Source organism: Phenylobacterium sp. CCH9-H3 (genome assembly GCF_001557235.1).
In the GTDB taxonomy this organism is placed as follows: Bacteria; Pseudomonadota; Alphaproteobacteria; order Caulobacterales; family Caulobacteraceae; genus Phenylobacterium.
Genome location: NZ_LSJI01000102.1, coordinates 19,271 through 31,572, shown reverse-complemented (window position 1 = coordinate 31,572; position 12,302 = coordinate 19,271). Strand labels below are relative to the sequence as shown.

At 71.9% G+C, this 12,302-nt stretch carries 13 protein-coding genes; 8 read left to right on the top strand and 5 right to left on the bottom strand.

All coding sequences use genetic code 11. The annotated features are described in order from the left end of the window. The coding region (locus tag AX721_RS09915; protein ID WP_304440889.1) for a 2-hydroxyacid dehydrogenase at window positions 1-495 on the top strand (495 nt) is incomplete at its 5' end. A gap of 2 nt (window positions 496-497) precedes the next feature. Here the strand turns inward: AX721_RS09915 and AX721_RS09910 are convergent. Together AX721_RS09910 and AX721_RS09905 are read right to left on the bottom strand one after the other, a co-directional pair. Continuing rightward, window positions 498-923 carry an EF-hand domain-containing protein gene (locus tag AX721_RS09910; protein WP_068875853.1) on the bottom strand — a complete coding sequence of 142 codons (426 nt, stop codon included), beginning with the start codon at window positions 921-923 and terminating at the stop codon, window positions 498-500. Continuing rightward, on the bottom strand, window positions 923-1,315 hold the full coding sequence (locus AX721_RS09905) for a hypothetical protein (protein WP_068875852.1): 393 nt from the start codon (window positions 1,313-1,315) through the stop codon (window positions 923-925). Before AX721_RS09905 ends, AX721_RS09910 begins: the two co-directional genes overlap by 1 nt. A gap of 153 nt (window positions 1,316-1,468) precedes the next feature. Between AX721_RS09905 and AX721_RS09900 the strand changes: the two genes are divergently transcribed. After that, window positions 1,469-2,191, top strand: a complete 723-nt coding sequence (locus tag AX721_RS09900; RefSeq protein ID WP_068875851.1) for a response regulator — start codon at window positions 1,469-1,471, stop codon at window positions 2,189-2,191. After that, window positions 2,191-3,507 carry an ATP-binding protein gene (locus tag AX721_RS09895; protein WP_068875850.1) on the top strand — a complete coding sequence of 439 codons (1,317 nt, stop codon included), beginning with the start codon at window positions 2,191-2,193 and terminating at the stop codon, window positions 3,505-3,507. Before AX721_RS09900 ends, AX721_RS09895 begins: the two co-directional genes overlap by 1 nt. 4 nt (window positions 3,508-3,511) lie before the next feature. Here the strand turns inward: AX721_RS09895 and AX721_RS09890 are convergent, their stop codons facing one another. Next, the gene (locus AX721_RS09890) at window positions 3,512-5,311 is read right to left on the bottom strand and encodes an autotransporter domain-containing protein (protein ID WP_068875849.1); all 1,800 of its coding nucleotides are present in this window, start codon (window positions 5,309-5,311) and stop codon (window positions 3,512-3,514) included. Window positions 5,312-5,501: 190 nt separating this feature from the next. Between AX721_RS09890 and AX721_RS09885 the strand changes: the two genes are divergently transcribed. Next, window positions 5,502-7,496 carry a S9 family peptidase gene (locus AX721_RS09885; protein WP_068875848.1) on the top strand — a complete coding sequence of 665 codons (1,995 nt, stop codon included), beginning with the start codon at window positions 5,502-5,504 and terminating at the stop codon, window positions 7,494-7,496. Here the strand turns inward: AX721_RS09885 and AX721_RS09880 are convergent. Then, window positions 7,493-8,239: a molybdopterin-synthase adenylyltransferase MoeB gene (locus AX721_RS09880; RefSeq protein WP_068875855.1), complete on the bottom strand. Its 747-nt coding sequence runs from the start codon at window positions 8,237-8,239 to the stop codon at window positions 7,493-7,495. The genes AX721_RS09885 and AX721_RS09880 overlap by 4 nt on opposite strands. Window positions 8,240-8,278: 39 nt before the next feature. Here AX721_RS09880 and hslV point away from each other — a divergent pair, with 39 nt between their 5' ends. Genes hslV through AX721_RS09860 form a run of 4 tightly spaced genes read left to right on the top strand, consistent with a single transcriptional unit; the run spans window position 8,279 to window position 11,797 of the window. Then, the gene (gene hslV, locus AX721_RS09875; protein ID WP_068875847.1) at window positions 8,279-8,830 is read left to right on the top strand and encodes an ATP-dependent protease subunit HslV; all 552 of its coding nucleotides are present in this window, start codon (window positions 8,279-8,281) and stop codon (window positions 8,828-8,830) included. Further along, on the top strand, window positions 8,817-9,698 hold the full coding sequence (locus AX721_RS09870; protein WP_068875846.1) for a DUF4440 domain-containing protein: 882 nt from the start codon (window positions 8,817-8,819) through the stop codon (window positions 9,696-9,698). Before hslV ends, AX721_RS09870 begins: the two co-directional genes overlap by 14 nt. Window positions 9,699-9,714: 16 nt before the next feature. Next, window positions 9,715-11,013 (top strand): ATP-dependent protease ATPase subunit HslU, encoded by a 1,299-nt coding sequence (gene hslU / locus AX721_RS09865; RefSeq protein ID WP_068875845.1) that lies wholly within the window; start codon window positions 9,715-9,717, stop codon window positions 11,011-11,013. Window positions 11,014-11,053: 40 nt separating this feature from the next. After that, window positions 11,054-11,797, top strand: a complete 744-nt coding sequence (locus AX721_RS09860; protein ID WP_197422521.1) for a M48 family metallopeptidase — start codon at window positions 11,054-11,056, stop codon at window positions 11,795-11,797. Here AX721_RS09860 and AX721_RS09855 read toward each other — a convergent pair. Further along, window positions 11,790-12,266: a DUF2244 domain-containing protein gene (locus AX721_RS09855; RefSeq protein WP_068875843.1), complete on the bottom strand. Its 477-nt coding sequence runs from the start codon at window positions 12,264-12,266 to the stop codon at window positions 11,790-11,792. The genes AX721_RS09860 and AX721_RS09855 overlap by 8 nt on opposite strands. Window positions 12,267-12,302: the final 36 nt, after the last annotated feature.

Sequence of the window (12,302 nt, the reverse complement as noted above, 5' to 3'; positions counted from 1 at the left end):
GTAGCCCGCCGCGCCAAGGCCTTCGGCCTGCAGATCCACTACCACAACCGCAAGCCCGTCAGCCACGTGGTCGCCGACGAGCTCGAGGCGACCTACTGGGAGAGCCTCGACCAGATGTTGGCCCGGGTCGACATCGTGACGGTGCACGCCCCCGCCAATCCCGCCAGCTTCCACCTCCTGTCGGCGCGGCGGCTGAAGCTGCTGCAGCCGCACGCGATCGTGATCAACACGGCCCGGGGCAGCATCATCGACGAACAGGCGCTGGCCGACCTCCTCGCCGACGGCAAGGTCGCCGGCGCGGGCCTCGACGTGTTCGAACAGGAGCCGCGGATCAACCCCAAGCTCCTGAAGCTGCCCAATGCGGTGCTGCTGCCCCACATGGGCTCGGCCACGGTCGAAGCCCGCGTCGACATGGGCGAGAAGGTGATCATCAACATCAAGACCTGGATGGACGGCCATCGGCCGCCCGATCGGGTCCTGCCGCAGATGCTGTAGACCTAGCCGCGCCGGGCCTCGACCCGGGCGCGCAGGCGGTCCATCTCGTAGCGGTCGATCAGGCCGTTGCGGTCCGCATCGCCCAGGTCAAACAGGCGGGTGGGCCCGTCCACGAACTCGACGCGGCTGAGCCGGCCGTCGCGGTTGGCGTCCAGGGCCTGGATAACCCGGTCGACCTTCTCCCCTGCGCGCTTGCGGACCATCCGGGGCAGGTCGTCGTCCGAGAAATAGCCGTCGCGGTTGCGGTCCATCTTGGCGAACCGGGCGCGCCGCGCGTCGATGAATTCCGCCCGGCTGATGGCGCCGTCCCGGTTCGCGTCGGACTTCTCCAGGATTTCCATCGGATCGAGCCGCTCGCGGGCCGAGGCCGAGCCGGTGAGGGCCGCCCCCGCGAGGAGGGCGGCGATGAGGATCGGAACGCGGCGCATCAGTCGGGCCGCGGCCAGGTGCGCGAGCGCGACCAGCTGTCGCCCGAGGCCGTGCTGCCCGAGCGGTTGACGGTGACGCCGCCGTCGTCGAACGAGACGTCCTTGGTGGCCGAGATCGCGCGGCCGCCCGAGCCGGAGGCTCCGCGGCTACGGGTATAGCCGTCGTCGGTGCGGTAGAGGGTGCTCCAGCCGGACTGGCTCATGCCGTTGTTGAAGGTGCGCTGGCCCTGGCGGGACACCGCGCCGTTCCCCCAGTCGACCGAGCCGCTGGCCACATAGCCGTGGCCGAACCGGCCCTGGACCGAGCGCGAGCCGCTCCGGCTGCCGGCGGCTTCGGCGGCGGTCGCCACGAGGCTTAGCGCCGCGCAGGCGAGGAGAAGTTGGGGACGCATGGGAAACTCCGTGTGTTAGGACGTCTCCGTTCTCGCGCCTCGGTTTGGTCGGCCCATGAACCCGGGGCGCCCGTTTGTGACGAAGTGTAACCGCGTCCGTTTGCGGCTTCCGTGGCCGCGACCGGTCTGCGAACTAGTCGGCGAGCGTCCGCCATGTCCGAGAGCACCCTGATCGCCGTCGTCGAGGACGACCCCGAGATCCGCCTCCTGGTGGACGGCCTGCTGACCCGCGAGGGCTTCGACGTGGCGACCTGCGCCCGCGGCGAGGAGTTGGACCGGCTGCTCGAGCGGCGGCGGGTCGATCTGGTGCTCCTGGACCTGATGCTGCCCGGCGAGGACGGCCTGTCCATCTGCCGGCGCCTGCGCAACGCCCCGGTGCAGACGCCGGTGATCATGGTCACCGCCAAGGGCGACGACATCGACCGCATCCTGGGTCTGGAGCTGGGCGCCGACGACTATGTGGCCAAGCCGTTCAACCCGCGCGAACTGGTGGCCCGGGTGCGGGCGGTCCTGCGCCGCACGCGCGAGGCGCACAGCACCGCGCGACCGATGCCGCGCGAGACCTACCGCTTCGGCGGCTGGACCCTGGACGCGCCGGGGCGCCGCCTGACCGACCCGCAGGACGCGGACGTCGAGCTCACAGGCGGGGAATTCGACCTGCTGCTCGCCTTCGTGACCCATCCGCAGCGGGTCCTCACCCGCGAACAGCTGCTGGACTGGACCCGGGGCCGGGACGCCACGCCCTTCGACCGCACCATCGACGTCCAGCTCAGCCGCCTGCGCCGCAAGCTGCGCGACGACTTCCGTCAGCCCACGGTGATCCGGACCATACGAGGCGGGGGCTATCTGTTCGCCCTGCCCGTCACCAAGAGCTGATGCCGCGCCTGCGCGACAGCCTGGCGCTGCGGCTGGCCCTGGTGATGACCGTGGGGCTGGTGCTGCTGCAGGCGGCCGTCCTGGCGGTGGTGATCTGGCCCGACGGCCGGCCCCTGGTCTTCCGCCTCCCCTCCGCCCGCGACGCCGCGGCCATGGCGCGGGCGGTCGAGGCCGCGCCGCCGGATGTCCGGCCGCTGGTCGTCGACGCCCTCAACCGCGGCCCGATGGCTGTGGAGGTGGTCGAGGGATTTCCGATCGAGCCGAACGGCGCGGCGGCCGAACGCGTGCCCCGCCTCGCCCGCTTCTTCGATCGGTACGGCGAGGAGCTGCAGGGCCGGCCCTTCCGCATCCAGGTCCGCCGGCAGCAACCCTCGCTCGGGCGCGTGCGGCTGCTCGTCGGCCTGCGGACCGGCGACGTGATGATCGTCCAGCGCAACCAGACCCTGGTCCAGAGGGTCGCCGAGCGGGCCTACGTCTTCGCCCTGGCCGCGCTCGCCGTGATGCTGGGCGTGCTGTCGGTCAGCCTGTGGACCATCCGGCCGGTGCGCCGCCTCGCCCGGGCGGCCCGCAGCATCGCCGACGACGTCCACGCCCACGACCTGCCCGAGCGTGGGGTCCGCGAGGTGCGGGACCTGTCGTCGGCGCTCAACGAGCTGAAGCACCGGGTGCGCGGCCTGCTGGACGACCGCACCCGCATGCTGGCCGCCATCGCCCACGACCTGCGCACCTACCTGACCCGCCTGCGGCTGCGGGCCGAGTTCATTTCGGACCCGGACCAGCAGGCCCGCGCCATCGCCGACCTGGAGGAGATGGGCCAGCTGGTGGACGACGCCCTGCTGTTCGCCCGGGGCGTCACGCGCGCGCCCGGCGGCGAGCCCGAGGCCCTGGACGTGCGCGCCGAGTTCGCCGCCCTGGTCCAGCGCCGCCGCGAACTGGGCCAACCGGTGTCCGACGCCACGCCACCTGGTGGACCGCTGCAGGTCCGCGCCTCGCCGATCGCCCTGCACCGGATCCTCGACAACCTCACCGACAACGCGGTCCGCTACGGCGGCAGCGCGCGGCTGCGGGCCTGGCGTGAGGGCGAGACCGTGATCCTCGCGGTGGAGGACGACGGGCCCGGCGCCCCGCCCGCGGCCCTGGCCCGCCTCACCCAGCCGTTCGAGCGCCTGGAGCCCTCGCGGGGTCGCGGCACGGGGGGCGCGGGCCTCGGGCTCGCCATCGTGGAGGGGCTGGCCGAGAGCCAGGGCGGCAGCCTCACCCTCGAGAACCGGCCCGAGGGCGGGCTGCGCGCCACCGTGCGGCTGAAGGCGGCCTGAGGCGTCAGAACCGCCCGCGCAGGCCGACCCGCAACCCGGCGGTGTCCATCGCACCGCGCCCGAACGTCCCGGACACAAGCAGGCTGCCGGAGAGCCCGGCCTGCAGCTCGGCCGTCACCCCGACCCCATAGGCGAAGTAGCTATCGTCCGGCCGGAACGTCTCGCTGGTGAACGAAACCGGCGCGCCGCTGGGCGTGATCGTCAGCGCCTGCGCCTCGTCCAGGAGATCGGCCTCGTAGCTCAGCCGCGCGAACGGCCGGACCCGCTCCGTCGCGGCCCAGCCCGCCTCGGCGCCGAGCGAGGCGGTCAGGCTCTCGACGGTCTGCTTGCCGAAGGTGATCTGGGTCGACCGTGCGCCGGCTTCGGCATAGGCGCCGACGGTGACGTGCTCGTAGCGCAGCCCGGCCAGCGGCCGCACCGTGAAGGCGCCCGCCTGCCGGGTCACGCCGACCTCAGCGCCGGCCGACCACATCCGCCCGTGGGTGTCGCCGACCTCGATCCGCTCGGCAGGGCCCAGCGCCACGCGCCGTTCGACATCGTCGAACGCCAGGTCGCCATAGGCGGCGTGCAGGGCGGCGTCGAACGGGCCGCGCTCGACCCGGGCCAACGCCGTCACGGTCACGGTGCGCAGGTCGAAGCCGCCGGTGTCGCCGCCGAACTCGCCATCCGTCTGGCTCCAGCTGAACGCCCCGCCCACGGTGACCCCGGGCCGCACCGTCCGCAGGGCGCCGACCGTGGCCGCGGCGGTGTCGCCGTCCACGCCGCTGGCGCGGGCGCGCGTGTCGATGTCGAACTGGCCGCCCTCCGCCCAGCCGAACAGCCTCCAGCCGCCGCCCCGGGCCGGCTCGGCGCGCCCGAACTCGGCCAGGCCGTCCTGGGTGGAGCGCATGATGGCGTGGGCCGTGAAGGGGAGCTGGCCTACCTGGCTCGGGGCGCGGAGGGCCGCCAGCACCGCGTCGCCTTCGATCTCGTGCACCACGCCGGTGAAGTGGACGTTGTCGGCGAACAGATAGGTGCGGTTGGCGTCGGGCGTCACATAGGTCCCGGGCAGGCAGCGGAACGAATCGAGCGCCGTGCCGCGGCAGGCGCGGTCGGTGGTGTTCACGATGCCGAACTCGCCGGGATTGGCCTCGATCTCGGCGATCAGGGCCGCCACATCGACATAGAGGACGTTGGCGCCGGTGGCGGCCAGGGCGGACCGGTAGCGGCTGTTGAAGACCTCGAACCTGGGCACGCTGACCGTGACGATCGTCGCCGAGCCCGCGTCCTCGATGCGCTTCACCTGCGCCGCCAGGTCCAGGGCGGCCTGATCCAGGACCGCCAGGTCGCCGGGCGTGAAGCCGAGGCCATTGGTCTGGGTGGCGAAGACGTCGTTGCCGCCGCCCTGGATGACCACCAGCGTGCCAGGGTCGAACGTCCCGCCCTTGGCCAGGAAGGCGTCGATCTGGTTGACCACCGGCGTGCGCGGCAGGTCGCCCGGCGCATCGGGACGGGCCTCCTTCACCCGCGCGCCGCCCTCGGCGTAGTTGTCGCCCCCTGCCACGTGGGTCGTGAGCGGCAGGCCGATCCCAGAGGCGATCACCTCCACCCACACCGGATCCGGGTTGGTGGTGAAGCTGCCCGCGCCGGCGGGGGCCTTGGCGCCATAGGCGCCTCCGTCCGAGATACTGTCGCCGAACACCACCATGCGGCCGTAGGGCGAGGCTTCCTGGGCGGCGGCGGGCGCCGCGAGGGCCAGCGTGGCGCTGGCCGCCAGCAGGCGCGAGGTCAGCCGGCGGGGAGCGGCGTTCGGAAAGGGCGGCATAGGGTACTCCTCACTCGTGGGAGCGGGACCATCCTGCGGCGACGGCGCCGGCCTGTGAGCGGCGCGTGACCTATCGTGACAAACTGTTGCCACGGCCACGCCGACCCCTGCGCGCCTGGGCGCCATTGACGGGCGCGCGCGCGAGCCTCAAGCATCGGCGTTCAATGCGCCTGGCACTTCCGTTCGGACCATGCTGACGCGCCGCGCGATGCTCGCCGCCGCGGCGATGGCGCCCGTTGCGGCCCAGGCGGCCGGCGCGGCCCCGACGCCGCCCAGCCTCGACGAATTGCTGCGCGAGCCCGAGGTCCACGATGCCGCCATCTCGCCCGACGGCGAGCAGCTGGCGATCCTGCGCACCCAGGTGAAGGACGGGAAGAAGAGCGCCTATGTCACGCTCTCCCGCCTGGCCGACCTGTCGGCGCGGCCTGACGCGGCCGTCATCGGCGAACAGTCGGTCAGCCACGTCGAATGGGCCAACAACGAGCGCCTGCTGATCTGGATCACCTTCCACAAGGACGAGAAGGGCCAGCCCTACGGCCTCTGGTTCTACGACACCTTCGTCCCCGTTCCGGTGAAGCGGGTGATCTCGGTCGATCTCAAGGGCCAGGACCCCGTCGTGATGTTCGCCGGATCGCGCTCGGTGCTGCGCCGCGGTTTCGACGCCTCCCGGGTGGTGGACTATCTGAAGGACGATCCGCGCCGGGTGCTGATGCAGGCGTGGAACGACAGCCGCGGCGCCTATGGCCTGTTCCAGGTGGACGTCTACACCGGCGCCGCCGAACTGGTGGAACAGGGCGTGGCGGCCACCGACTTCTGGCTCACCCAGGGCGGCGTTCCGATGCTGCGGATGGACTCCAACGCCCGCGGCACCGTCGGGTGGGTCTATGGCCGCGCGCCCGGCGAGAAGGACTGGAAGCTGATCCGCAAGTCGCGGTTCGCCGAGGGCAAGAAGCTGCCCGACTTCGACGTGGTGGGCCCGACCCCCGAGGCCGGCGTGTTCCTGGTCTGCCAGCGCATGGAGGGCCGCGACACCAGCGTGATCCGCACCTTCGACCTGGCCAGCCTCTCGTTCGGCGACGTGATCGCCGAGCGGCCGGATCGCGACTTCGAGACCTGTTTCGTCGACGAGAACCTGAAGCTGGTGGCCAGCGCCTACTGGGACGACCGGCTCAACTACGAGTTCGCCGACCCGGCGCTGGCTCCTCACTTCCGGGCCGTGAACGCCGCCCTGAAGAACGCCTGCAACGTCCAGCTCTACGACATCGACGTCGCCCACAATCGGATGCTGTTCCGGGCGACGGGGCCGCAGGAGCCGGGCTCGTTCCAGGTCTACGACCGCACGACGCGGCGGCTGGAGTATGTGGGCCACTGCAAGCCCTGGCTCACGCCCGAACGGCTCGCCAAGGGCGAGGCGCTGAAGGTCCGCACGCGCGACGGGGCCGAGATCCCCGCCTACCTGACCGTCCCGATCCAGGCGTCAGGCAGGCCGCGGCCCATGGTGGTGATGCCGCACGGCGGACCGGAGGTGCGCGACTACCTGGACTACGACCTGACGGCCCAGGCCCTCGCGGCGCGCGGCTGGCTGGTGCTGCAACCGAACTTCCGCGGCTCGGGCGGCTACGGGCGGGCCTTCGCCGAGCAGGGTCGCCGCCAGTGGGCCGACCGCATGCAGGCGGACGTGGAGGACGCCGTGGCCCAGCTCGTGGCCGCGGGCCGGGCCGACCCGAAGCGGCTGGCGATCCTGGGCGCCAGCTATGGCGGCTACTCGGCCCTGATGGGCGCCGTGCGGCGGCCTGACCTCTACCGGGCGGTGGTCTCCATCGCCGGCGACGCGGACCTGATCGAGAGCCTGGCCTTTTCCCGGCGGGAGGACGGGGCGGATTCGCCGGCTTACGCCTACTGGCGCGCCTCCATGGGCGACCCGCGCGCCGACGAAGACCTGCTGGTCCGCGCCTCGCCCGCGCGCCGCGCAGCCGAGATCCAGGCGCCGGTGCTGCTGATCCACGGGACCGAAGACACCATCGTCGACCCCAAGCAGTCGCGCCAGATGGCCAAGGCCCTGAAGGCCGCCGGCAAGACGTGCGACCTCGTGGAGCTGAAAGGCGAAGGCCACCGGGGCTGGTCCGACGCCACCTGGAAGACGGTGCTGGAGACCGCGACCGCGTTCATCGGCAAGCACATCTAGGCGGCGGCGCCTCCGCAGACCGGACAGTCGGGATCCCCGGCCACGCGCACCGTGCGGGTCTCCGCCGCCAGGGCGTCGTAGATCAGCAGGCGCCCGACGAGGGGCTCGCCGGCGCCCACGATCAGTTTCACCGCTTCCAGCGCCATCATCGAGCCGATCACGCCCGCCAGCGCGCCCACCACGCCCACCGCGACACAGGTCTCGGCGTCGGGCGGGATCTCGGGCACCAGGCAACGGTAGCAGGGCTGGCGGCCGAACACCCCCACCTGGCCCGTCCAGCGGCCGATGGCCCCGGACACCAGGGGCTTGCCGTGGCGCACGCAGGCGTCGTTCACGCAGTAGCGGGTGGCGAAGTCGTCGGTGCCATCCAGCACCAGGTCCACGCCCTCGACCAGCTGGTCGGCGGTGGCGGCGTCGAACGCGCCCTGGAACCCCGCCACGAACACATGCGGGTTCAGCGCCGCCAACCGGTCGGCCGCCGCGTCCACCTTGGGCCGCCCCAGGTCGTCCTCGGCGTAGATCACCTGCCGCTGCAGGTTCGAGCGGTCCACATCGTCCGGGTCGGCCAGGATGATCGTGCCCACGCCCGCCGCCGCCAGGTACAGCGACACCGGCGCGCCGAGCCCTCCGGCGCCCACCACCAGCACGCTGGAGCCCTTCAGCTTCTGCTGTCCCGGGCCGCCCACCTCGCCTAGCACCAGGTGCCGGGCGTAGCGTTCGATCTCCTCATCGTCGAATGTCATTCCCTTGACCTCGGCGGGCGCGCTGCTCACATCGCCCGGATGTCGAATAGCTCAGCCTTCCCCGATTGGCACGGGACCACGATCCTCGCGGTCCGCAAGGACGGCAAGACCGTCGTGGCCGGCGACGGCCAGGTCTCCATGGGCCAGACCATCGTCAAAGGCACTGCGAAAAAGGTCCGCAAGCTGGCCGGCGGCCGGGTTATCGCGGGGTTCGCCGGCTCCACCGCCGACGCCTTCACCCTGATCGAGCGGCTCGAGGCCAAGCTGGAGCAGTATCCCGAGCAGCTGGCCCGCGCCTGTGTGGACCTGGCCAAGGACTGGCGGACCGACCGCTACCTGCGCCGCCTGGAAGCCATGCTGCTGGTGGCCGACAAGGACCAGATCTTCACCGTCACCGGCGTGGGCGACGTGCTGGAGCCGGAGTACGGCGTCGCCGCCATCGGCTCCGGCGGGAACTATGCGTTCGCAGCAGCCAGGGCGCTGTTGGACGTAAAGGGCCTGGACGCGGAGACGGTCGCACGCAAAGCCATGGGTATCGCCGCAGACATCTGCGTCTACACCAATGGAGAACTGACGGTTGAGGTCCTCTAGCGTCGCCCTGATCGCGGCCTTCCTCGCCTTCCCTGCCCTCGCCGCCCCGGTGACGCCCGAGCCGGTCGTCGCCGCCGAACGGGCCTTCGCGGCCGACGGCCAGGCGCTGGGCGTGCAGGCCAGCTTCCTGAAGCATTCGGCGCCCGACGGCATCGTGTTTGCGCCCGAGCCCCTGCTCGCCAAGGCCGTCTACGGCCAGCCGCGGCCGAAGGGGGTGGAGCTGATCTGGTGGCCCCTGTGGGCCGGGATCGCCCGTTCGGGGGACCTCGGCTTCACCACCGGCCCCTACACCGCCGACGGCGCGCCGGGCGGCTACTATTTCACGGTCTGGGCCAAGCAACCGGACGGGGCCTGGAAGTGGCTGTTCGACGGCGGCCCGCCCAGCGACCAGACGGGCGCCGCGCCGCAAGGGTCGGACGTCGCCTACGCTAAGCTCGCCGCCCGGCAGGCCGGCTCGTCCGCCAAGGCCATGAACCAGGTGATGAAGGCCGAGGTCGCGCTGCACGCCGCGGCGAAGACCGACGCGCCCGCCGCCTTTCTGTCGGTGGTCGCAGACGATGGCCGCATCGTCGGTTCGCGCCGCAAGCCCCCGGCGAGCCGCGCCGACCTGGAGGCCGAGCTCGCGACCCGGCCCACGTCCATCGCCTTCGCCCCCCAGGGCGGCCAGGCCTCCAGCGCCGGCGACCTGGCCTGGACCTATGGCGCGGCGCGCTGGACCGCGGACGGTGCGGAACAGCGCGGCCACTACGTGCGGATCTGGCGCAACGACGCGGCCGGATGGCGGCTGCTGTTCGACGAGTTGCTCGCCGCCCCGCCCCTCCAGGCGCCCCCGGTTCAGGCGGAGGCTGTCGCGCCGCCCGCTTCGTGACTATCTAGCGGCCGACATGACCGAATTTTCCCCCCGCGAGATCGTCTCCGAACTCGACCGCTACATCGTCGGACAGCACGAGGCCAAGAAGGCCGTGGCCGTCGCCCTGCGCAACCGCTGGCGCCGCCGGCGCGTGCCGGACGATCTGCGCGACGAGGTCACGCCCAAGAACATCCTGATGATCGGCCCCACCGGCGTCGGCAAGACCGAGATCGCCCGCCGCCTCGCCAAGCTGGCCCAGGCGCCGTTCCTGAAGGTCGAGGCCACCAAGTTCACCGAGGTGGGCTACGTCGGCCGCGATGTGGACCAGATCGTCCGCGACCTGGTCGAAAGCGCCATCGCCATGGTGCGCGAGAAGCGCCGCGCCGGCGTCCGCGCCCGCGCCGAGGCCGCCGCGGAAGAGCGCATCCTGGACGCCCTCACCGGCCCGAGCTCCACCGCCGCGCGGGAGAGCTTCCGCAAGAAGCTGCGCGCCGGGGAACTGGACGACAAGGAGGTGGAGCTGCAGCTCGCCGACAGCGGGCCGTCCATGCCGATGATGGAGATCCCGGGCCAGCCCAACATGGGCATGCTCAACATCGGCGAGATGTTCGGCAAGGCCTTCGGCGGCCGCACGAAGACCCACAAGACCAGCGTGTCAGGCGCCTGGGCGCCCCTGATCGCGGAGGAGAGTGACAAGCTGGTCGACCAGGAGGCCCTGACCACCGAGGCCCTGTCCCTGGCCGAGAACCAGGGCATCGTCTTCCTGGACGAGATCGACAAGGTGGCCTCCAGCCGCGAGCGCGCCGGCGCGGACGTCAGCCGCGAGGGGGTCCAGCGCGACCTGCTGCCGCTCATCGAGGGGACAACCGTTTCCACCAAGTACGGGCCGGTGAAGACCGACCACATCCTCTTCATCGCCTCGGGCGCCTTCCACGTGGCCAAGCCGTCCGACCTCCTGCCCGAGCTGCAGGGCCGCCTGCCGATCCGGGTGGAGCTGAAGGCCCTGACCCGCGAGGACATGCGCCGCATCCTGGTGGAGCCCGAGGCCAACCTGGTCCGCCAGCACCAGGCCCTGCTAGCCACCGAGGGCGTGACCCTGACCTTTACGGAAGACGCCTACGACGCCCTGGCCGACGCCGCGGTGGCGGTGAACGGCTCGGTGGAGAACATCGGCGCCCGGCGGCTGCAGACGGTGCTGGAGAAGGTGATGGAGGAGATCAGCTTCACGGCCGCCGACCGCACCGGCGAGACCATCGCCATCGACGCGGCCTATGTGCAGGGACGTGTCGGCGAACTGGCGGGCAACGCCGACCTCAGCAAGTTCATCCTGTAGGATGTGCCGCGCCTGCTGGGGACTGTCGCGTCGGGGGTTCATGGCGGCGCTGGGGGCCTCCGCCCTCGCCGGCTGCAGTGAGAACGAGGCCACGGGCCGGCGGCAGTTCGTGGTCGTCGACGACGGCCAGCTCGCCACCCTCGCCGACCAGGCCTGGGCCGAGATGGCCGCCAAGGTCCCGCCGGTCGCCGACCCGGCGGCGCACGCGCGCCTCGCCCGGATCGGCGCGCCGCTGGTGAAGGCGGCCGGCCGCACCGATCTCGACTGGTCGTTCACAGTGCTGGACAGCCCCGAGTTCAACGCCTTCGTCCTGCCAAACGGTAGGGTCGGGTTCTTCCGCGGGCTGCTGGAGTTCGCCCAGAGCGACGCGGAGATCGGCTCCGTCCTCGGCCACGAGGTGGGCCACGTGATCGCGCGCCATTCCGCCGAGCGGGTGAGCCAGGAACTGGCGGTTCAGGCCGGCGTCGCCATCATCGAGCGGCTGATTGCCGAGGACGCCGGGCAGTACGCCGACGAGATCGGGGCGGCCCTCGGCATGGGCGCCATGTTCGGCGTGATCCTGCCCTACTCCCGTCGCCACGAGCTGGAAGCCGACCGCGTGGGCGTGGATCTGATGCGCAAGGCCGGCATGGACCCCGCCGCGGCGGTGCGCTTCTGGGAGCGGATGACCGCCCGGGCCGAGGCGGCCGGCAAGCCGCCCGAAGTGATCTCCACCCATCCCGCCGACGATCGCCGCCTGGCGGAGCTGAAGGCGGCGGTGGCCGGGACCCCCGCGGTCAGGTAGCGCCGCGCCTGGCGCGCCAGATGGCGTCCTCCAGGGCCTTGGCGAACTCGCCGCGCTCGCCGGGGCTGAGGGCCGCGGCCACAGCGGTCTCCCGCCCGGACAGCCTCAGGGTCAGAGCCATCACCCGATCCTCCTCGTCGCGCACCGTGGCGACGCGGGTGAACGCGGTGGGGCTTTCCCAGATCACCCGGACGTCCTTGGGCGTCTCGCGGGTGATGCGCACCTGCGCCGGGCTGACCTGGACCCGCTCGATCACGCGGCCAGCCCGGAAGCTCACCGCGAAGGCGAACGCCACCGCCAGGACGTCGAGGCCCAGGAACGGCACCACGTAGTGCGCGCCCATGCGGATGAAGACGATGGCCGATGCGACATTGGCCGCCGTGACGATCGAGATGAGGATCACGAACCCCCGCTCGGACAGGGAGCGGTTCGGCTTGATCTCGGCGTCCATGTAGAGCGGCCGGCTCATGAGGCCAGGATAGAGCGAAGTCCACGCCCGCGGAAC

Bases quoted from the DNA above. Each gene is read 5' to 3' on its own strand.
- AX721_RS09910 (WP_068875853.1), bottom strand. From the start codon at position 923: ATGCGCCGCGTTCCGATCCTCATCGCCGCCCTCCTCGCGGGGGCGGCC.
- AX721_RS09905 (WP_068875852.1), bottom strand. From the start codon at position 1,315: ATGCGTCCCCAACTTCTCCTCGCCTGCGCGGCGCTAAGCCTCGTGGCG.
- AX721_RS09900 (WP_068875851.1), top strand. From the start codon at position 1,469: ATGTCCGAGAGCACCCTGATCGCCGTCGTCGAGGACGACCCCGAGATC.
- AX721_RS09895 (WP_068875850.1), top strand. From the start codon at position 2,191: ATGCCGCGCCTGCGCGACAGCCTGGCGCTGCGGCTGGCCCTGGTGATG.
- AX721_RS09890 (WP_068875849.1), bottom strand. From the start codon at position 5,311: ATGCCGCCCTTTCCGAACGCCGCTCCCCGCCGGCTGACCTCGCGCCTG.
- AX721_RS09885 (WP_068875848.1), top strand. From the start codon at position 5,502: ATGCTGACGCGCCGCGCGATGCTCGCCGCCGCGGCGATGGCGCCCGTT.
- AX721_RS09880 (WP_068875855.1), bottom strand. From the start codon at position 8,239: ATGACATTCGACGATGAGGAGATCGAACGCTACGCCCGGCACCTGGTG.
- hslV (WP_068875847.1), top strand. From the start codon at position 8,279: ATGTCGAATAGCTCAGCCTTCCCCGATTGGCACGGGACCACGATCCTC.
- hslU (WP_068875845.1), top strand. From the start codon at position 9,715: ATGACCGAATTTTCCCCCCGCGAGATCGTCTCCGAACTCGACCGCTAC.
- AX721_RS09860 (WP_197422521.1), top strand. From the start codon at position 11,054: ATGGCGGCGCTGGGGGCCTCCGCCCTCGCCGGCTGCAGTGAGAACGAG.
- AX721_RS09855 (WP_068875843.1), bottom strand. From the start codon at position 12,266: ATGAGCCGGCCGCTCTACATGGACGCCGAGATCAAGCCGAACCGCTCC.